Origin of the sequence: Marinobacterium sp. xm-d-564, from assembly GCF_013283345.1 — a bacterium.
Taxonomy (GTDB): domain Bacteria; phylum Pseudomonadota; class Gammaproteobacteria; order Pseudomonadales; family Balneatricaceae; genus Marinobacterium_E.
Genome location: NZ_WBYO01000002.1, coordinates 127122 through 147167 on the forward strand (window position 1 = coordinate 127122; position 20046 = coordinate 147167).

The window sequence follows — 20046 nt, forward strand, 5'->3', positions numbered from 1 at the left end:
ATGAGAGAATTAAAGCGATATTATTGCACATCTCTTTACTCGGCCAATAGCCTTCAGAGGACTGAGGGAAGTTTTAAAGATAAAAAAACCTGCCGAGCGTGAGCAGGGCAGGCTTTTATTCAAGTCAGATTTTAGAGTGCATATATGACTGCAAGCAGACCGGTTACCGACATCGTAATCGTGTAAGGCAGTGCCATCCACACCATCGTACCGTACGAGAGGCGAATCAACGGAGCAATCGCAGAGGTTAGCAGGAATAGGAACGCTGCTTGACCGTTCGGAGTCGCTACCGATGGGATATTAGTACCGGTATTTACAGCAACTGCTAGGTGGTCAAACTGTTCACGAGTGATATCACCTGCGTTCAATGCCGCTAGAATCTCATTAATGTAGACCGTCGCAACAAATACGTTATCCGAGATTGCCGATAGCACACCGTTTGCAATGAAGAAGACAGACGGCTGTTGACTTGGCTCTAGTGAAAGTGCCATGTGAATGATCGGCTGGAACAGGTGCTGATCGTGAATCACTGATACCACTGTAAAGAAGACAACCAGCAGAGCGGTGAAAGGGAGTGCCTCTTCAAAGGCTTTACCGATCTGATGCTCTTCTGTGATGCCGTTAAAGGCGGTCAATAGAATGATTACGGTCAAACCGATCATGCCCACTGGGGCCAAGTGGAAGGCTAGACCAATGACTAGGAATACTGCCACTGCAGCCTGAACGATTAGGCTAACGCGTTGTTTCTTGGTCATCTTAGCCGATTGATCTTTATCGTAATCAACCAGAATTTGGCGAACGTTCTCAGGCAATTTAGCGCCGTAACCGAAGGTGCCGGTCTTCTCTAGTACTACAACGGTTAGAAGGCCAACCGCCAGTACAGGCATAGTGATCGGTGCCATGCGTACGAAGAACTCAATAAAGGTCCACTCCGCTTTCTGGGCAATCAACAGGTTTTGTGGCTCACCGACTAGCGTACAGACGCCGCCTAGTGCTGTACCCACAGCACCGTGCATCAAGAGACTTCTTAAGAAACCACGGAAGTTTTCTAGGTCTTGGCGACGCTCTTCATGAACGTCATGGTCAGACGTATGGTCGTGTGCCGAGTCGTTATTTTTGCCCGAAGCGACCTTGTGGTAGACCGAGTAGAAACCGACACCAACACTGATCAATACAGCAGTCACCGTCAACGCGTCTAGGAAGGCCGATAGGAAGGCTGCAGAGATAGAGAAAAGTAGAGAGATCGTTGTCTTAGAGCGAACTTTAACCAGTATCTTAGTGAAGACCCACAGCAGGAGGTCCTTCATGAAGTAGATACCAGCAACCATGAACATCAACAGAAGGATGACTTCTAAGTTGGCGTTGATCTCGTGGTATACGTTATGTGGATCGGTTAAGCCGATCACGACCGCTTCAATCGCAATCAAACCACCCGGCTGAAGTGGGTAACATTTAAGCGCCATCGCCAGTGTGAAAATGAATTCGAAAATTAGCAACCAGCCTGTTACGACAGGGCCAGCTGTTAAAAGTAGGATAGGGTTGGCTACAAGGAAGAAAAGGATTGCTTGCTTGTACCAAATTGGCGAGTTGCCCAAAAAGTTTCGGGTAATTGCCGACATGGTTGATTGATTCATGTAGGGTCCTTACAGTTATTTTAATTTGCCCAAAAGCAAAAAAGCGCAAAGATTATAAGGTTATTCCTTTAGTTTGGAAACTGCGGTTTTAATACTTTAGTTTTATATAACTATTACAAATAAGCATTGCCGTTTTTAGGGAGTCTTCTTGAAATACTTAATTGCCCATCAAAATCGTCTGATCTTGGCTGACCCAGAACTAGGGGTTGTGTTGGATCGTATTGATCTCTCCCTATCCTTTGACAGCGAGTATGAGATCGAACGTTACCCTGTGTTACCGGGCTATGAGTTGGTCAGAATGTCTGAGGTACCTGGCAGTGCCAAAGTGGTGGATCTTCGAGCTGAACTTGAACGGTCTGATCCATTCCAGTATCAGTTGCTCTCCAGAGCTCAGCAGTTATTGAATTGGCGAGTGAATCATCAGTTTTGTGGTCGCTGTGGTGGGGGTATGGCGTTCGGTTTGACGGAGATGGTCCTGAAATGTACTGACTGTGGGCATCACGCTTACCCGAGACTCTCTCCCTGTATCATCACTCTCGTTGAGGATGGCGATCGAATCTTGTTGGCCCATAACGCTAAGTTTACACCCAATCGATTCAGTACTTTAGCTGGATTTATTGATGCCGGTGAGACGGCTGAGCAGGCGGTAGCACGAGAGGTCAAAGAGGAGGTAGGTGTTGAAATCAGCGACATTCGTTACTTCAAAAGCCAGCAGTGGCCATTTCCTGACTCGCTGATGTTGGCGTTTTTTGCGCAGTATGCCGGTGGCGACATTAAACCTGATGGTCGTGAGATATTAGAAGGGCGTTGGTTTACCAAGGAAGAGCTACATAAAGTGGTGCTGCCACCCAAATTCGCTATTTCTAGAGCGTTGATCGACGACTGGGTTGCACGTCAAAGTTGATTTGCAGCTATAGCTGGGTATCAGTGCCTAAAGAGTTTGCCCAGTTTGGTGGCGAGCATGACATCGCCCTCGGCGCGCAGCAGACCTTTCATAAAAGCACTCATGCCATCGATCTCACCCTGAATAACGCCAATGAAGGTCGCTTCATCCATAATCATGGTGATGTTTGGGTCGGAGTGCTCACCCCAGTTGGCATCTAACTTAGAATCCTCGATCGTTAGGTAGAATGAATCTGCATCATTCAACGAGAACTGAAACGTCTTATTTAGACCTTTGGCGTTGTCAGAATTGAATCGATCTTGCAGCTTGTTGAAAACCTGCGTGAGGGTGACATTTGAAGACATAAAAACCTAGCGCTCATTAGAAGTGGCTATGTTAACCTACCCCTCTCTGTTAATCGACTTTCTTACGAGGTAATCAGTGGTCGAGTTTTTTTCTGAATATGGTCTTTTCTTAGCTAAAACGGTCACTTGGGTGGTTGCGATTGGGCTGGTGCTTGCGATGATTGCAGCGGCGGCTCAAAAACGTCGTAAGCCTAACGACGGAGAGATTGAAGTCGAGTCGCTTAATGATCACTTCACCGAGCTAAAAGAGACGTTAGAAGACCATATATTGGATGAGCATCGCCTCAAACAGATGCATAAAGCGCAAAAGAAGCAGGATAAAGAGGAGGCTAAAGCCCGTAAAAAGGCGGCCAAGTCCGATGCTCAAGCAGAAGAGGATCGCAAACGAATCTATGTCATCGACTTCGATGGCGACATCCAAGCCTCTGAAGTCGACAAGATGCGCCAAGAGATCACAGCGGTTCTGACGTTGGCAAGAGAGGTCGACGAAGTGGTTGTTCGTCTAGAGAGCCCTGGTGGATTGGTGCATGGCTATGGCTTGGCTGCATCACAACTAGAGCGCATTCGTCGTAAGCAGATTCCACTGACGGTGTGTGTCGATAAAGTGGCTGCCAGCGGTGGTTATATGATGGCATGTATCGCCAATAAAATTGTCGCAGCTCCCTTTGCACTGATCGGTTCCATTGGTGTGGTTGCACAGATCCCCAATTTTCATCGCCTTCTTAAGAAGAATGACATCGATTACGAAGTCTTAACGGCCGGTGATTACAAGCGAACTCTAACGATGTTTGGTGAGAACACTGATAAAGGTCGTGAAAAGTTTGTTGAGGAGCTAGAGGATACGCACGCTCTTTTCAAAGAGTTTGTCGCTGACTACCGCTCGGATTTAGACATTGAGAAAGTGGCGACGGGTGAAGTCTGGTTTGGTCGTCGCGCCATTGCCAATGGTCTTATTGATCAGATAGAGACCAGTGATGACTATCTGGTTAATGCCGCCGATGACGCTGATATCTACAAAGTGAGCTATCAGGTGAAGCAGAGCTTACAAGAGCGCCTCGAACACTTTGGTGTCTCGGCCATTACAGGCGTTGCTGGTAGAGCTTGGTCAAGCCTGACACAGAGCCGTTTCTGGGCGCGCTGATGAGTCGTATTGAGATCTCCATTGCTGATCAAACCTTAAGGTTACTGACCGATTCGGGTGAGCAGAGTTGGAGCGTCTCAACGGCTTTAAACGGGCCGGGGAATATTAAAGGGTCAGGCTGTACACCGCTTGGGCAGCACAAAGTAAAGCTTAAAATTGGCGAATCTGCACCGACCAACAGTGTCTTTGTTGGTCGTCGATCAACCGGTGAAATCTATTCAGAAACGCTAGCCAAGCAGTACCCAGAACGAGATTGGATTTTGACACGAATCATCTGGCTACAGGGTATGGAGTACGGCTTCAATCGTGGTGGTCAGGTCGATACACTAAGTCGTTTCATATACATCCATGGCACACCTGATACTGAGCCGATGGGGGTGCCTAAATCACACGGCTGCATCCGAATGAGAAACCAGAATCTGATTGAGCTGTTTGATCAGGTCAACAACAACATGATCGTAAATATTACGGCTTAATTGGAGAGAGTAATGAGCAGTGGCGCCCTAATGCTGGATATTGCTGGGACTGAGTTAACGCCCGCTGAGGTTGAGACTCTCAAGTCTCCCCAAGTGGGAGGGTTGATTCTCTTTGCTCGTAACTACCAAAACCCTGCACAACTTCGACAACTTATGACGTCGATCCGTCAGGTCCGTCCTGACCTGTTAGTGGCGGTCGACCAAGAGGGTGGTCGTGTGCAGCGATTTAAAGAGGGCTTCACCCGACTGCCACCAATGCGAGTATTCAGTGAAGCTTGGCAAGAGAACCCTAGCAAAGCGGTCGCTTGGGCTCATGAGTTTGGCTGGTTGATGGCGACAGAGTTGCGCGACTATGACATCGATATCTCATTCGCCCCTGTGTTAGATCTCGATTACGGCCACTCAGAGGTGATCGGCGACCGTTCGTTTGGCAGCGATAGCGAACAGGTTGAAGCACTGGCGGGAGCCTTCATGTCAGGCATGCATGAAGCGGGCATGGCGACCACGGGTAAGCACTTTCCAGGGCATGGTTGGGTGGAGGTGGATTCACATTTAGGTCTTCCAGAAGATCAACGCAGTTTTGCTGAAATTGATGCTCAAGACCTACAGCCCTTTGCCAAGTTGATTAAACGCGGCTTGGATGCCGTTATGCCGGCCCATATTAAATACACCAGTGTCTGCTCACAGCCAGCTGGATTCTCAGAGTTTTGGTTGCAACGCCAACTGCGTGAGCGATTAAGTTTTGATGGCGTGATCTTCAGTGATGATCTCTCTATGGAGGGTGCAGCAGAGACTGGCAGTTATTCTGATAGAGCCGATGCCGCGCTGGCAGCCGGTTGTGACATGGTGCTTGTCTGCAACGCCCCCGAGCGTGCTCAGGAGGTACTGCAGCATCTAAACAGCATTAGCCACAGTGGCTCTGATCGAATTGTAAGAATGCGTGCTAGACCTAAGCGCCCGAGTGATTCTGAACGCTTGGCTCGCGTAAGAACGATGGCGAAAGAGTTGGTCTAACTGATTGTTTATTGGAGTTTTTAAGTGACTGAATTGTTAAGTTGGGTGCTTAACCCACTGTTAAATGCCATACCTGCCTTGAATCAATATCAGTGGTTACTGCAAGGCGCTGTGATTCTGTTGATGACACTGATCGTCTCTCTAGTCAGTAATACTTTGCTGAATCGACTGATTCCCTTCATCAATAATCTCTCGTCCGTTTGGAATCAGGTATTCATTGATACCGTGCGTGCCCCTTTAAGTCTTCTGGTCTGGGTGGTGGGTATTACGCTCTCACTTGATATTGCCGCACGAGCACTGGACGAGATCGACCTGGTTCTGACGCAATCTTTGCGCTCGTTAGCCTATATTCTGTTGGCAGCATGGACGTTAATCCGTCTGATTAAACGGGTTGAGCAGCAGTTAGTGGATGGCGTTTCTGGTCGTCCTGGTGTTGATCGAACCACCGCTGATGCGGTTGCAAAACTACTGCGATTAACCGTCCTTCTGTTTGCGGGTTTGGTGCTGCTTCAACATTTGGGCGTCAGTGTCTCAGGCATACTAGCGTTCGGTGGTGTCGGTGGTTTGGCTGTCGGTTTTGCCGCAAAGGACCTGCTGGCTAACTTCTTCGGTGGGTTGATGATCTATATGGATCGTCCCTTCAAAGTGGGGGATTGGATTCGCTCCCCCGACAAAGAGATTGAGGGAACGGTTGAAGAGATCGGTTGGCGCTTAACCCGTATTCGCACCTTCGATAAACGACCGCTCTACGTCCCTAACTCAACCTTTGCCAGTATTGCCGTTGAGAATCCATCTCGTATGACTAACCGTCGTATCTATGAAACCATTGGTGTTCGTTATGACGATGCGGCTGTGGTTGAACAGATTGTTGCGGATATTAAAGCGATGTTGCAGAGCCATGCTGACATCGATCAGAGTCAAACTCTGATCGTAAACCTGAACCACTTTGGTGCCTCATCGATCGATATTATGGTCTACACCTTCACTAAAACGGTTAACTGGGTGGAGTTCCACTCGGTTAAGCAGGATGTATTGGTTAAGATAATCAATCTTGTTGAAGCGCGTGGCGCAGAGATCGCTTTCCCAACCTCTACGATTCATATTGCCCCGAATGAGGCGCCGTCGAACTAGTTTACGGTGTTTGCTGTCTCTGTTGAGGTCACCAGATCGGTGACCTCCATCTCAACCGCTTCGACCGGTCTAAAGAGTACCAGCATTCCCAGAACGGGGTGATCGATGTAGTGCAGATCCTTCGAACGCATGCGACGTGACTCCTCAAAATGGATCGTTTCAGCGGGCTCGTCGGTCAAGCTTAAACCGTTAGGGTAGTAGTTGATCGATGGGTAGATATGCAGATAACGCTGACGCTCAATGCGTAATGTACCTTCGAAGTTTCCAAATGCATCCAATAACAGAGTGGTGCGGTTAGCGCCAGGTTTAAACTGATCCAGCCAGCTATTGTGGTAGAGCAGCTCATACCCTTTTTGCGCCAATCGATTGGCTTGTTCAGTCAATGCAAAGGTGGTTATTGGCAACTCTTCATTCAGGGCTAAGGGTTCGCCATCATTGACGAGAGGAAGCTCAGCGTTGGTGAATTCTATACTTTCTAAGTCGGCAGGCCAGGTTTCGCTCTCTTTGTCGGCTTCAGCCTGTTTGAAAATAACCACTTCAACAGTGTAGAGACTCTCTTCACTGATCAGTTCAGGGGCAACCGCTAGCTTGACCGCCTCATCGTCAGCCACGGCTTGGCCGATACCAGCCAATAGCAAAAGGGTCGTTGCAATCACTCTCACTTTAATATGCTCCTGAAGGTTCAAATCAATCACTTGCCGGTGTCAGTGTATCAAGCAGCGCTTCAACTGTCTGGAATCGAGTTTCACTGTTTTCCATCGGTACACTGAACTTAAACGCGGTAGCCCCATCGAGTTTATAGACCTTTGGCTGTGTCTGCACCAGTTTTACAAGGGTGTAAGGATCGACACAGGTCTCCTCAGCAAACTCCAAGCGTCCTGACCCAGCGCCAGCATCCAACTTGATAATATCGAGTTTTTCAGCCCGCAACTTGATTGAAGTCTGTCGAATTAGGTTCTGAAGAGGCGTTGGTAGCAGACCAAAGCGATCAATCATCTCCACCTGAAGCTCACGCAACTCTTCGTCATTGGCTGCATTGGCAATGCGTTTATAGAGCGTCAATCGGTTATGCACATCCGGCAGATAGTCATCGGGAATCAGTGCCGGTAGGTGCAAGTTTACTTCACAGCCGTGATGAAGAGGCTGATCAAAGTTGGGTGTTTTACCCTCTTTAATCGACTCTACTGCTTGCTCTAGCATCTCCATGTAGAGGGAGAAACCAATTGTCTGCATTTGACCCGACTGCTCTTCACCTAACAGCTCACCGGCACCCCGTATCTCAAGGTCGTGGGTTGCTAGGGTAAAGCCTGCCCCTAGAGTGCTCGCTTCGACAATCGCCTCCAGACGTTTGGTGGCATCTGAAGTCATCGCCTTGTGGTGCGGTGTAAGCAGGTAAGCGTAAGCCTGATGATGCGAACGACCGACTCGTCCACGCAACTGGTGCAATTGAGCCAGACCAAATTTATCAGCGCGATCGATGATGATCGTATTGGCGTTAGGAACGTCGATACCGGTTTCGATGATGGTGGTGGAGACCAATACGTTGAATCGCTTGTGATAGAAGTCACTCATCACCTGTTCCAGTTCACGCTCACGCATCTGGCCATGGCCGATACCAATACGGGCCTCTGGAATCAGCTCACCCAACTCTTTAGCGGTCTGTTCAATGGTTTTCACTTCATTGTGCAGATAGTAGACCTGACCACCGCGAAGCAATTCACGCAGAATGGCCTCTTTAATCAGCGCTGGATCAGATTGACGCACAAAGGTTTTAACCGATAGACGCTTAGCCGGTGCCGTCGCGATGATCGATAGATCACGCATGCCCGACATCGCCATGTTCAGCGTACGAGGGATAGGGGTCGCGGTCAGCGTGAGAATATCAACCTCAGAGCGAAGCGACTTGAGTTTCTCTTTCTGCTGAACCCCAAAACGGTGCTCCTCATCGATAATCAACAGCCCTAGGTTGCTGAATTTCAGATCGCCCTGTATCAGTTTATGTGTACCAATCAAAATATCGACCTGACCGGCCTCTACCTTGGCTGCGATCTGATCCTGTTGTTTGCCTGTTTTGAAGCGAGAGATCAGATCAACCTCCATAGGCCAGTCGGCGAAACGATCACGGAAATTCTCAAAGTGCTGCTGGGCGAGGAGGGTAGTTGGTACCAATACAGCGACCTGTTTGCCAGCTTGTGCCGCAATGAAGGCTGCCCGCATAGCCACTTCAGTTTTACCAAAGCCAACATCACCGCAGACTAGACGATCCATCGGTTGCACGGCTTGCATGTCTCGGCGCACCGCTTCAATGGCCATCGCTTGATCTGGCGTCTCTTCGAATGGGAATGCACGTGAGAATTGATCGTACATAGCATCATCAATGCTGTATTGATACCCCTGGCGAGCGGCACGACGTGCATAGATATCTAACAGCTCGGCAGCTGCATCACGTACCTTCTCGGCCGCTTTACGGCGCGCTTTGGACCACTGCTCTGTGCCAAGACGGTGCAGCGGTGCAGACTCTTCACTGGCACCGGTGTATCGGCTAATCAGATGCAGAGAGGAGACCGGAACATAGAGTTTGGCATCATTCGCGTACTGCAGGGTCAGAAACTCGGTGGCTGATCCATCCAAATCGATCGTCTGCAGACCGAGATAGCGACCTACGCCGTGATCAATGTGGACCACAGGATTCCCGACGCTCAGTTCAGACAGTGATTTAACGGCTTGGTCGGCATCGCTCTGTTCACGCTGGCGACGACGACGTTGGAAGACCTGATTGCCAAACAGCTGTGCCTCTGAGATCACCTCAAATTGATCACTGATGGCAAGACCCTGTTCAAGCGGTGCAACGCTTATTGCGAGTGACTCATTGCTGTTTTGAAAAGCGTGCCAGCTGTCGAGTTGCACAGGCTTGATCGACATCGCTTGCAGTTGCGTTAATAGAGATTCACGACGGCCCGCTGATTCAGCAAGAATGAGAACCGGAGTAGTGGCTTTGTCTAGGTGATTGGCCAGTGGGCGCAGAGGCTCTGCCGCAGTGGGAGAGGTGCTTAAACTGGGAGGTTCAGTCGCACCGATATTCTCACGCCCCGGTTTAACCTCCTCTGGTTCAGCGCATAGACGTATTCCAGGCCAACGTTTTAGGTCACTTGCCAAGTTATCCGGTGTTAAAAAGAGCTCATCTGGCGTCAAAATTGGGCGAGTGATATCGCCTTGGCGTTCGTTATGTCGACTTACCACACCGCTGTGGAATTGTGATGCGGCCTCCAGTATCCCTTTCTGCTGAATCACTAGGGTTGATTCAGGAAGGTAATCGAACAGGGTAGAGCACTGCTCAAAGAAGAGCGGCAGATAGTACTCGATACCCGCCGGTGCTAAACCGCTTGAGATGTCCTGGTAGATAGGGCAGTTGCCATAATCGACATCAAATCGTTGACGCCAACGCTGTTTAAAGCCATCAATCGCGTTGGAGTGAAAAGGGTATTCACGCGCCGGCAAAATGCGAATGCGCTCGATCTGTTCAATGGAGCGTTGTGTCTCCGGATCGAATGTTCTTAGAGTATCGATCTCATCATCAAATAGGTCGATACGAAGAGGCGCGCTAGTGCCAGTAGGGTAGAGATCAATAATGGCGCCACGTACAGCAAATTCACCGTGCTCATAGACGGTGTCGACTAGGTTATACCCTGCATCGATCAGTTGTTCACGCATCCTGTCGGCGTCTAATTGCTGACCTTTCTCAAGCCAGAAGACATTACCACTGACAAACTCTTTAGGAGCGACACGCTGCATTGCCGTCGAAGCAGGCACTACAATGACACCTGACTTTAAACCTTGAAGTCGGTACAGCGTTTCTAAACGAGTGGAGGTAATATCCTGGTGTGGAGAGAAGCTATCGTAAGCTAGGGTTTCCCAGTCTGGAAAGAGCATCACAGGCAGAGAGTCACCGGCAAAAAAGCGTATCTCACGACGAATACGGCTAGCGCTCTCACTGTCGTTGCAGAGCATCAGAATAGGTCCCTGAAGTTTGTCGCGTATCTGATCGATTAGCCAACCGGTGGCGGCCCCTTTTACATCACCAATACGGCGCAAATCACCGGCTTTAGTTGGGGCAATAAACTGATCTAGACCTGACAATCTTGGACTCCAGTGAAAATAGCATGAGAAAGATTCTATTGTAGCGATCAATCAGTAATTAGGGCAGGTAAGTAGAGAAAAAATCACAGTTTTTTCCTGCTACTCCTGGGCTTGTCAGCTCCGATAAAGTTAAATTTTTAGGGTCTGTTCTTTGTTTAGCTCAATGCAATTTGCCAAAAATATGATCTGTGATTTGTTGAGTTGTTACTCAATAGTTAGCATAAAAATTGCTTGATTTGTCGTAATAAAATTTGTTTTTTCGTCGTTTATTCAAGCAGACGGTTTAAAGAGTAGGTTAAGAATAGCGTTATGCATTTGTTAAATAGTGTGAATCAAGAGAGTTGGTTTTCAAAGATCAGTAGTGACGAATTAAAAGTACAGCGTTGGGTCGGCATGGGATATGTCGCTGTGTTGTTGATGGCGATTGTCACTCGCGCTTTGCCACAACTTATTGAAACTGGATGGAGTGCAGCGCAGTGGGTTGTATTCCCTATCGTATTGACTCTGCTAACTTTAACAATCATACAGCTTGCCAGGGCCACTAAGTCTGGATGCTTATTACTCAATATTGTTGTCTGGTTGCTATTGCCACTCTTCTGTTTTGGTCTGTTAACAATGGGCTACACCCCATTTGCGATGATTCCCGGTTCGATGTTGATTGCTATGTTCTTGCTTCCCAGTCAGCAACGTCGTTTTTATCTCTACCTTGGGTTACTAGCACTTCTCATCATTACCTTGCAAAAATTTACCGAGGATCAATTGCTGTTCGGGTTACGTTCTCTCAGTGCGGCTCTGGTCGGTGGCTTAGTTTGTATTAGGATGTTAGAGGGTGAAAAGGCCGTTACAGAAAGTGGAAGATATCAATTAAGAGACTTTATAGGTCTTTTTGCTGCTTTAGGTGTACTTGTAGTACCTGTTTTGGAGTTAGTCACTGATGACTTTGGATTCTCTCATCCAGAGGGGACTTTGATGGCTGCGTGTCTTTTTATTGGTCACGCAGCAGTCAGAAAACTTTATCCAGCCTACCCATACAGGGCAAAATTGTTTCTTATTCTTTTCTGGTTGGTCACTGTCTACGAGTTATACGCCAATCAAGAGTCTGGGATGCTGTTCCTACCAGCAGCTGCAGTTGCTGTCTATTTTGTTGCTCCAGTGCAGTTGGCGAGGCGTTTTATGCTATCGCTGTTGGTCGTGATTTTGTTGGGATTTATACAATTTTTTGATGTTGAAGAGTTAGAGCTTTTCCCGCGACTATTTATTTTAGCGCTGGTATGTTGGATGGTTGTTGAACTGGTAGTCGCTAAACAAGCGCAAGTTGAGCAGAAAAATCCTACTTTTTTAAATCCTGAAGGCTCAAACCCGACTGGTACCCTGTTGACCCGTACTGCCGTGTTTACAGTACTTATTACAACGCTCGTTTTGATGGCTCTGGTGCCCATCATTCAGTACATCGATCGCGCACGTTACCAAGAACAGCTCCAATTTGCTGCCTCACACTTAGATTCAAATTTACACCAATTTAACCAACAGCTTCTGCGTTTTGTGGGCGATGTTCACCTCCGTGCTGCTTCAGGCTTAAGTCAGAACTATTTGACAGGTCGTCCGGCGAACTTGCGTCTACTGTTGGAGCAAGAGCTAATCTCCGTTGTAGATAATGACCCGTTCGTTTTGCAAGCGAGGCTTCTAGACTTAAATGGATTGGAGCTAATTAAAGTTAACCGTTCCGCTGATGCAGCCTATGCAGCGGAACCAACTGAGCTTCAGGATAAATCTAGCCGTGCCTACTTTGTTGAAGCCAAAACCTTAGGATTAGATGAGATCTATGTCTCTGAAATTGATCTCAATGTTGAACATGGTGTTGTAGAGGTTCCACATCAGCCTGTGATTCGCCTTGCCGCACCTGCCTTTGATACATTGGGCAATAAACGTGGCGTTTGGGTTTATAACTATGATGCGGCCGCCTTCCTTCAACTTTATGCTCAGTATGACCCGCATAAAGAGGAGCAAAACTTCGTAGCAACTAAGAGCGGTTCAATGGTTTTGGCGCCCGAGGGCTTTCCTCTCTGGGCTGACTCTTTAAATTTAAAGGATGCTCGCGTTGGCGATTTCTACCCCGCTTTATGGGAGCAGACGGCGCTACTTGAGGTGGGTGATTCTGCACAGGTTTTTGAATTTGAGGATAAGGTCGCATTCTTTCAACGCGCTGATCCTAGCAAAGATTTAACAACCCTCATGCAGCAGGAGTTGAATGTAAACCACATAGATACCAAGAGCTTTAATAAAATTAAGCTAAGCCATCCTCTCTATTTTATACAGATATTACCGAAAGCAACCCTTTCGCAATTTGCGCTAATTGGCAGCCCCATTGCACTCTTTTGGTTAGTAGTGACGTTCATTTTGATTTTGCTGGTCGCCTTTTCAATTGCTTCGTTGTTGGCACGCTCAGAAGAGTTGAGCAGGCAAGGTCAAAAACTTGAAAACGCTCTTTCACTGGCGGAAGAGTCCGCGGAGGCTAAGGGGCGTTTTCTTGCGACCATGAGTCATGAGATACGTACGCCTCTCAATGGGGTATTGGGTATGTTGGTGTTGGCTAAAGAGGAGTGTGTTGATACGCAACTCAAGTCTCGCCTCCATTCGATTGAGTCCTCTGCAAATGCGCTGCGTAACATAGTGGATGATATTTTGGATATCTCGAGGCTGGAACAGGGCGGAATAATGCTGGAAAAACGCAGTTTTTCGCCCAAATCGATGCTCGAAGAGGTTTCGGCCTTGTTTAAGCCAGTTGCCCAGCAAAAGGGTGTGGAACTCCTCATGCAGAGCAGCTTAGAGAGGGTTAACCTACTCGGCGATAACCATCGTATTAAACAGATATTGTCTAACCTTGTGGGTAATGCCATTAAATTTACTGAACAGGGTAGCGTAACTATTCGTTCTGAACTTATTGATGCTCAAGGTGTAAAGCCGCGCTGGCAGATCGCTGTTGAAGATACAGGTATAGGTATGGGCGCCGATCAGATCGAAAACTTGTTCGAGCGCTTTACCCAGGCCGATGACTCTATTAGTCGCCGCTTTGGTGGTTCTGGCCTAGGTTTAAGTATCTCCAAGCAGTTGGCTGAATTGATGCAAGGCGGCATCACCGTTACCAGTAAAGAGGGTGAGGGTAGCTGTTTTACCCTGGAGTTACCGGTTGAGCTGGCTTCAGCTGATCAAATCCAAACTGAGGTCCAAGCGCTTAACCCCTTTGATAGTGTTAAAGAATTGGCAGGTAAGCAACTGTTGGTGGTGGATGATAGTCCAACCAACCGCATGGTTGCACAAGGCTTGCTTAACAAGATGGGAATGAAAGTTACGACGGCTGATGGAGGGAAGGCAGCACTGGCTGCAATCCGAGAATCACTACCGGACCTTATTCTGCTCGATATTCACATGCCAGAGATGGATGGTTTGGCAGTGGCTAAAGCTATTCGTGCTGGCGAGGCGGGTGATAAGGCTAAGGCGTTGCCAATTATTGCCCTTACCGCTGCTGCTTTTGAGTCCGATCGTGATAATGCGAAAAAAGCTGGCATGAACGGCTTCCTCTCGAAACCGATCAACCCAGCTGAATTAGCTGCAGAGTTGCTAGATAAATTAGCTGATTAGGTGTTACAAGCTTAGAGCCAATAAGGGATAATAAATATCTCTGTTATTCCTATTGGACTCTAAATGAATCACTTCGAGCTGTTTGCTCAAATATTTGCTGTTACAGCCCCCATTTTCTCTCTGGTCATCATCGGATTGCTGCTAAAGCGTTTTAATCTGTTGAGTGATGGCTTCATCAGTGGCGCCTCGATGTTGGTCTATAAAGCGACCCTGCCAACTCTGTTAGGTTTAGCTACCTACCGAGCGGACGTGGTGGGACTGCTGGATTCCGTACTGTTTGGCTACTACATCCTGGCCAACTTCGCGGTGGTAATACTCATGGGATTCGTCGCGTATCGGTGGATTCGGCCGGATCAGCGTGCTGTCTTTATTCAGGCGGGTTTCAGAGGTAATCACGGCATCATCGCACTGGCGCTGGTATTGAGCCTGTATGGCGATGAGGGGCTGCAGGTAGCCGGATTAATGGCAGGTTTAGCGGGAATCCTAAACAACGGTCTTTCGGTTGTGCTCTTTTCGGTCTTCAGTACACGCTATCGCCCTACACCATTGGTGGTTGCGAAAGAGGTGGTGCTGAACCCGATGATTATCGGGGTGTTAATTGGTGCGTTGTTGTCACTCTTGCATCTGCGACTGCCACTCTGGGTAGAGGAGTCGGCTCAACTATTCGGCTCCATGTCACTGCCGCTAGCACTGCTCTGCATTGGCGCAACCCTGTCGTTAAAAGCCTTTCGACTATCGGGTTGGTTGGCAGTTAATGCCACGCTGGTGAAGTTGATTTGGGTGCCTCTGCTGTTCACGGCGATTGGCGCCTACTTGGGTATCAGTGGAATGGAGTTAGGGACTCTGTTTCTGTTTCTCGCATCTCCTACCGCGGCTGCCAGTTATGTGATGGCTAAAATTGCAGGAGATGACGATGAGCTTGCCGCCAACATTATTGTTCTGACGACCTTTGTGTCGATGATCACGATAACTTTCGGGCTCTACCTACTGCAGTTGTTGGCATTAATTTAGTAGACTAGCAACCTCTTTAATCACCACCTAAAGGAATATTTCACATGAGCGTATGGACGCCCAATAGCTGGCGCGATCTGCCGGTTAAACAGTTACCGACTTACCCAGACCTAACGGCACTGCAATCGATTGAGGCTGAGCTGAAACAACAGCCGCCTTTGGTTTTTGCAGGAGAGATCCGATCTTTAAAAGCTGATCTGGCTCGTGTCAGTCGTGGTGAAGCGTTTCTGTTACAGGGTGGTGACTGTGCAGAGAGCTTTAACGAGTTCAGTGCCGATAAGATTAAAGACACGTTTAAACTGCTGATGCAGATGGCCGTTGTATTGGCGTTCTCGGGCAGTTGCCCTGTTGTAAAAGTCGGGCGCATTGCTGGTCAGTTCGCTAAGCCTCGCTCTAGTGATACTGAGACGATTGATGGTGTCGAGCTACCCTCATACCGTGGTGACAACGTCAACTCGGCCGAGTTTACTGCAGAAGCACGGATTCCAGATCCTGAGCGTATGTTGAAGGCTTATCATCAATCCTCAGCAACCTTAAACCTACTGCGCGCCTTCTCACGTGGTGGCTTTGCCGATCTGCATCAGGTTCATAAATGGAACCAAGGTTTCGTGTCTCAGTCGCCTGCGCATGAAAAGTATGAAGCGCTAGCCGCACAGATCGATCAAGCGTTGTCGTTCATGGCGGCCTGCGGATTGAATTCTGACAATACGCCGCAACTCTCTGAGACAACACTCTACACCTCTCACGAGGCACTCTTGCTGCCTTATGAAGAGGCACTAACGCGTCAAGACAGTTTGACCAACGGTTGGTATGACTGTTCAGCGCACATGCTCTGGATTGGTGATCGTACTCGCCAGCCTGATCATGCTCACGTTGAGTTCCTGCGCGGTGTTCAAAACCCGGTCGGTGTGAAAGTGGGCCCAACCACTCAAGTGGATGATTTGAAACGTCTTCTGGAGATTTTAAACCCAGAGAACGAAGCGGGTCGTATCAATCTGATTGCCCGCATGGGTGCCGAGAAGATCGGCGATCACCTGCCACAGCTAGTGCGTGCTGTGAATGACTTAGGTGTGAATGTTGTCTGGAGCAACGACCCGATGCACGGCAATACGGTAAAAGCGAGCAGCGGCTACAAAACCCGCTCGGTCGATGCGATCCTCTCAGAGATGAAATCCTTCTTCGAGATTCACAAGGCAGAGGGTAGCTACGCCGGTGGTGTCCACTTTGAGATGACCGGTAACCATGTAACTGAGTGTGTCGGTGGTGCCTACCAAATCACAGAATCTGCTCTGGCAGAGCGCTACATCACCCAGTGTGACCCACGCCTTAATGCAGACCAGTCACTTGAGTTGGCGTTTATGATTGCGGATACGCTCAAAGCAGCGCGTAAGTAATCTGCGTAGGAGCGGTCTTAAAAAGGCCGCGATATTTGGTGACAGGCCTTCAGCCTGTCATCCGCAGGTAAGATTTACTAATAATCTGGAAAACGCTGAAAGAGTGGATGTCAGGCTAAAGCCAGACACCGGTGCCAATAGCTAAGCTTAACTTAATACCCATCGCGGCCTTTTCAAGACCGCTCCAACAGTGCCAGATTCGAATCTGGCACCCCGTTCCCCGTCCGACTGAGAACGAGCACGGTGCTCTTTTTCGTTAAGACGTTGAAAGGATCGAGCCCCGGATGGGCGAGAGTTTCAGCGCCTGCACGGAGCAGGCTTAGAAACACGATGTTTTGTATGCAGATGATGCAGGAGCAAATCATCTGTCTGAAATGTGCCTTTTGATGTTAGAAAAAGAGTATCGCGCGCAGTGTGCCGAAGGCCGAAGGAGCGGGGTGTGTTTTCTTGCTTCTTCTTTGCTCACACAAAGAAGAAGGCTAGCCGACGCTAGTCGGATAGAAATGCGGTTGACAGGCTGAAGGCCAGTCACCGAAAAGATCGCGCAAATCTACTCTAACCGCCCAAACTGCTCAGCTAGGAAGCTCTCTGCACGCTCAAGCATAAAGTATCGGAACGCTTCTGCAGCAGGGGAGAGTACCTTCGATTGTGTATGCACAAGGTTCCAGGCTCGAACAATCGGCGCGCCATCGACATTGAGTATTCCCAATTTTTGGTGCTCCAGTTCTAAACCGACAGTGTGCTGTGACACAAATCCTATCCCCAGATCGGCCATTACGGCCTGTTTGATCATTTCGTTGGAATCCAGTTCAAACTTATAATGCGGTTCAATACTTCTCCCCTCGAAAAAGCGTTCCATCGCTGCTCGTGTGCCTGAGCCCTCTTCACGAACAATAAACGGGATATCTCGCAGCTCCTCGGGTGTTAACCGCTCATCCAGGCTTCTTAAAAATAACGGGTTTGTGGGCGCGGCCACAAAAACGTGTGGGTGAGCCGCAAAGGGTTCATTTCGGGTCCGCATCTCTTTGGGTGGTCGACCCATAATAGCGAGATCAACTTCATTGTTTTGCAAAGATTTGAGCAGCTGTTCACGATTACCAATCGATAGCTTTATGTCGACACTCTTATGTTCTTCAATGAATTCAGAAATAAGGTGCATCATGAAGTATTTTGCGGTTCTAACAATCCCTATCGTAATTGTTCCAGCTTCTGCGTGAATTAATCTTGCTGCAGCATCTTCAGCGTCTTTAACGGTCGCTAGGATTCTTCTAGCGTAGACCAGCATATATTCACCTGCTGTGGTTAGCGTGACTTTTTTGCCAGCACGATCAAACAACGGCATGCCTACGTTACTTTCAAGCTCTTTAATTTGCATGGTAATCGCCGGGGGAGTTAGGTGAAGAGATTCCGCGGCTCTAATGAAACTCAGCTGTTTTGCGACTTCATTAAAGACTCTGAGCTGACGAAAGGTTGTATTACGCACTGGCTCCTCCGATTAATGCTTTGAGTTATTTATTGTGGTTTATTCAAAATAGTTAAGTTTAACCTTAATGTAAACAGTATCTATTTAATTCCTGATTGAATATTAATGTTAAGTAATCACTTATCATTTTGATAAGAAAGTTTGTGTTGTTCTTAACATTACTTTCCCATAACGTCTCTCCTATGCGATTGCTAAGTTGATTTCAGCCTGGCACTCAAACAGCACAACAATAATCAAGGTTTAATCCAACAGGAGAAATTGACCATGGCAAAAAGCTATCAAGCAGGTGTAAAGGAGTACCGTGAGACGTATTGGATGCCCGATTACACACCAAAAGATACGGACTTTCTGGCGTGTTTTAAGGTAATTGCACAAGATGGAGTGCCACGTGAAGAGGCGGCAGCAGCGGTTGCGGCAGAGTCTTCTACCGGTACTTGGACGACCGTGTGGACAGATCTGCTCACTGATCTTGAGTACTATAAAGGCCGCGCCTACGCTATCGAGGATGTTCCTGGTAATGACGAGGCGTTCTACGCATTCATTGCCTACCCAATTGACCTGTTCGAAGAGGGCTCTGTTGTCAATGTATTGACCTCTCTTGTTGGTAACGTATTTGGCTTTAAGGCAGTGCGTTCTTTGCGATTGGAAGATGTTCGTATTCCAGTCGCCTATGTAATGACCTGTGGTGGACCACCGCACGGCATTCAGGTAGAGCGCGACATTATGAACAAATACGGTCGTCCAATGTTGGGGTGCACCATCAAGCCTAAGCTGGGTTTGTCAGCCAAAAACTACGGACGAGCAGTTTATGAGTGTCTTCGCGGTGGTCTCGATTTTACCAAGGATGATGAGAACGTTAACTCTCAACCGTTCATGCGCTGGAGACAACGATTTGATTTTGTCATGGAAGCCATTGAAAAAGCCGAAGCTGAAACGGGTGAGCGTAAAGGTCACTACCTGAACGTGACAGCTCCAACTCCGGAAGAGATGTATAAGCGTGCCGAATACGCAAAAGAGATCGGCGCCCCGATCATTATGCACGATTATCTGACCGGTGGTTTTACCGCTAACACAGGTCTAGCAAATTGGTGTCGTGAAAATGGCATGTTGTTGCACATTCACCGTGCCATGCACGCTGTTCTAGACCGCAACCCTAATCACGGTATCCATTTCCGAGTGCTGACTAAGATGCTTCGTCTTTCCGGTGGTGACCATCTTCACTCTGGCACGGTGGTTGGTAAGTTGGAAGGTGACCGTGAGGCGACCTTGGGCTGGATCGATCTAATGCGTGACTCTTTTACAAAAGAGGATCGCAGTCGCGGCATTATGTTTGATCAAGACTGGGGATCTATGCCGGGTGTTATTCCGGTTGCCTCGGGCGGTATCCATGTTTGGCACATGCCTGCATTGGTTAACATTTTTGGTGATGACTCAGTTCTACAGTTTGGTGGTGGTACTTTGGGTCACCCGTGGGGTAATGCCGCAGGTGCAGCTGCGAACCGTGTGGCTCTTGAAGCCTGTGTTGAAGCGCGAAATCACGGTGCTGAACTTGAGAAAGATGGTAAACAAATCCTTCTCTCTGCAGCCGAGCACAGCCCTGAGCTAAAAGTTGCCATGGAAACCTGGAAAGAGATCAAGTTTGAATTCGATACGGTCGATAAGCTAGACGTCTCTCATAAATAAAGTAATGGGAGGGTTCCTTAGAGACCCTCCTTAATAAATTGAGCTCTTATTAGAG

Annotated in this window: 14 protein-coding genes; 9 read left to right on the forward strand and 5 right to left on the reverse strand. The window is 48.3% G+C overall.

The annotated features are described in order from the left end of the window. Positions 1-131: 131 nt before the first annotated feature. On the reverse strand, positions 132-1634 hold the full coding sequence (gene nhaB / locus XMD564_RS02925; protein WP_173481532.1) for a sodium/proton antiporter NhaB: 1503 nt from the start codon (positions 1632-1634) through the stop codon (positions 132-134). A gap of 148 nt (positions 1635-1782) precedes the next feature. Between nhaB and nudC the strand changes: the two genes are divergently transcribed. Continuing rightward, entirely contained in the window at positions 1783-2538 is a 756-nt protein-coding gene (gene nudC / locus XMD564_RS02930) for an NAD(+) diphosphatase (protein WP_173507766.1), read from the forward strand. Positions 2539-2558: 20 nt separating this feature from the next. On the opposite strand, the gene XMD564_RS02935 is transcribed toward nudC, so the two are convergent. Then, the gene (locus tag XMD564_RS02935; RefSeq protein WP_173495414.1) at positions 2559-2882 is read right to left on the reverse strand and encodes an SCP2 sterol-binding domain-containing protein; all 324 of its coding nucleotides are present in this window, start codon (positions 2880-2882) and stop codon (positions 2559-2561) included. A 76-nt stretch (positions 2883-2958) separates the two neighbouring features. Here XMD564_RS02935 and sohB point away from each other — a divergent pair, with 76 nt between their 5' ends. From sohB to XMD564_RS02955, 4 genes are read left to right on the forward strand one after another with little or no spacing between them, the layout of a single operon-like run. Beyond that, positions 2959-4023: a protease SohB gene (gene sohB / locus XMD564_RS02940; RefSeq protein WP_173506799.1), complete on the forward strand. Its 1065-nt coding sequence runs from the start codon at positions 2959-2961 to the stop codon at positions 4021-4023. Next, positions 4023-4499 carry a L,D-transpeptidase gene (locus XMD564_RS02945; protein WP_173498103.1) on the forward strand — a complete coding sequence of 159 codons (477 nt, stop codon included), beginning with the start codon at positions 4023-4025 and terminating at the stop codon, positions 4497-4499. Before sohB ends, XMD564_RS02945 begins: the two co-directional genes overlap by 1 nt. Before the next feature lie 12 nt (positions 4500-4511). Further along, on the forward strand, positions 4512-5513 hold the full coding sequence (gene nagZ, locus XMD564_RS02950) for a beta-N-acetylhexosaminidase (protein WP_173507767.1): 1002 nt from the start codon (positions 4512-4514) through the stop codon (positions 5511-5513). 24 nt (positions 5514-5537) lie between these two features. Further along, positions 5538-6644, forward strand: coding sequence for a mechanosensitive ion channel family protein (locus tag XMD564_RS02955; protein WP_371740245.1), 1107 nt, complete (start codon positions 5538-5540; stop codon positions 6642-6644). On the opposite strand, the gene XMD564_RS02960 is transcribed toward XMD564_RS02955, so the two are convergent. Both XMD564_RS02960 and mfd read right to left on the reverse strand, forming a co-directional pair. Continuing rightward, positions 6641-7306, reverse strand: coding sequence for a CsiV family protein (locus XMD564_RS02960; protein ID WP_173507768.1), 666 nt, complete (start codon positions 7304-7306; stop codon positions 6641-6643). The genes XMD564_RS02955 and XMD564_RS02960 overlap by 4 nt on opposite strands. A 25-nt stretch (positions 7307-7331) precedes the next feature. Further along, a complete protein-coding gene (gene mfd, locus XMD564_RS02965) occupies positions 7332-10781 on the reverse strand; it encodes a transcription-repair coupling factor (protein ID WP_173507769.1) in 3450 nt (1149 codons plus the stop codon). Positions 10782-11090: 309 nt separating this feature from the next. Here mfd and XMD564_RS02970 point away from each other — a divergent pair, with 309 nt between their 5' ends. From XMD564_RS02970 to XMD564_RS02980, 3 genes are all read left to right on the forward strand, one after another. Next, a complete protein-coding gene (locus XMD564_RS02970) occupies positions 11091-14420 on the forward strand; it encodes a hybrid sensor histidine kinase/response regulator (protein WP_173507770.1) in 3330 nt (1109 codons plus the stop codon). Between the two features lie 63 nt (positions 14421-14483). Further along, positions 14484-15431 carry an AEC family transporter gene (locus XMD564_RS02975; protein WP_173507771.1) on the forward strand — a complete coding sequence of 316 codons (948 nt, stop codon included), beginning with the start codon at positions 14484-14486 and terminating at the stop codon, positions 15429-15431. A gap of 44 nt (positions 15432-15475) precedes the next feature. After that, complete coding sequence (locus XMD564_RS02980) at positions 15476-16825, forward strand: class II 3-deoxy-7-phosphoheptulonate synthase (RefSeq protein WP_173494374.1); 1350 nt, start codon at positions 15476-15478, stop codon at positions 16823-16825. Positions 16826-17375: 550 nt separating this feature from the next. Here the strand turns inward: XMD564_RS02980 and XMD564_RS02985 are convergent. After that, complete coding sequence (locus XMD564_RS02985) at positions 17376-18308, reverse strand: LysR family transcriptional regulator (RefSeq protein WP_173481522.1); 933 nt, start codon at positions 18306-18308, stop codon at positions 17376-17378. 264 nt (positions 18309-18572) lie between these two features. Between XMD564_RS02985 and XMD564_RS02990 the strand changes: the two genes are divergently transcribed. Next, positions 18573-19991: a form I ribulose bisphosphate carboxylase large subunit gene (locus XMD564_RS02990; protein ID WP_173481521.1), complete on the forward strand. Its 1419-nt coding sequence runs from the start codon at positions 18573-18575 to the stop codon at positions 19989-19991. The last annotated feature ends 55 nt before the right edge of the window (positions 19992-20046 follow it).

What these genes read in the sequence shown, in the direction of transcription:
- nhaB (WP_173481532.1), bottom strand. Translation starts at nt 1,634, where the DNA reads ATGAATCAATCAACCATGTCGGCAATTACCCGAAACTTTTTGGGCAAC.
- XMD564_RS02935 (WP_173495414.1), bottom strand. Translation starts at nt 2,882, where the DNA reads ATGTCTTCAAATGTCACCCTCACGCAGGTTTTCAACAAGCTGCAAGAT.
- XMD564_RS02945 (WP_173498103.1), top strand. Translation starts at nt 4,023, where the DNA reads ATGAGTCGTATTGAGATCTCCATTGCTGATCAAACCTTAAGGTTACTG.
- nagZ (WP_173507767.1), top strand. Translation starts at nt 4,512, where the DNA reads ATGAGCAGTGGCGCCCTAATGCTGGATATTGCTGGGACTGAGTTAACG.
- XMD564_RS02970 (WP_173507770.1), top strand. Translation starts at nt 11,091, where the DNA reads ATGCATTTGTTAAATAGTGTGAATCAAGAGAGTTGGTTTTCAAAGATC.
- XMD564_RS02975 (WP_173507771.1), top strand. Translation starts at nt 14,484, where the DNA reads ATGAATCACTTCGAGCTGTTTGCTCAAATATTTGCTGTTACAGCCCCC.
- XMD564_RS02980 (WP_173494374.1), top strand. Translation starts at nt 15,476, where the DNA reads ATGAGCGTATGGACGCCCAATAGCTGGCGCGATCTGCCGGTTAAACAG.
- XMD564_RS02990 (WP_173481521.1), top strand. Translation starts at nt 18,573, where the DNA reads ATGGCAAAAAGCTATCAAGCAGGTGTAAAGGAGTACCGTGAGACGTAT.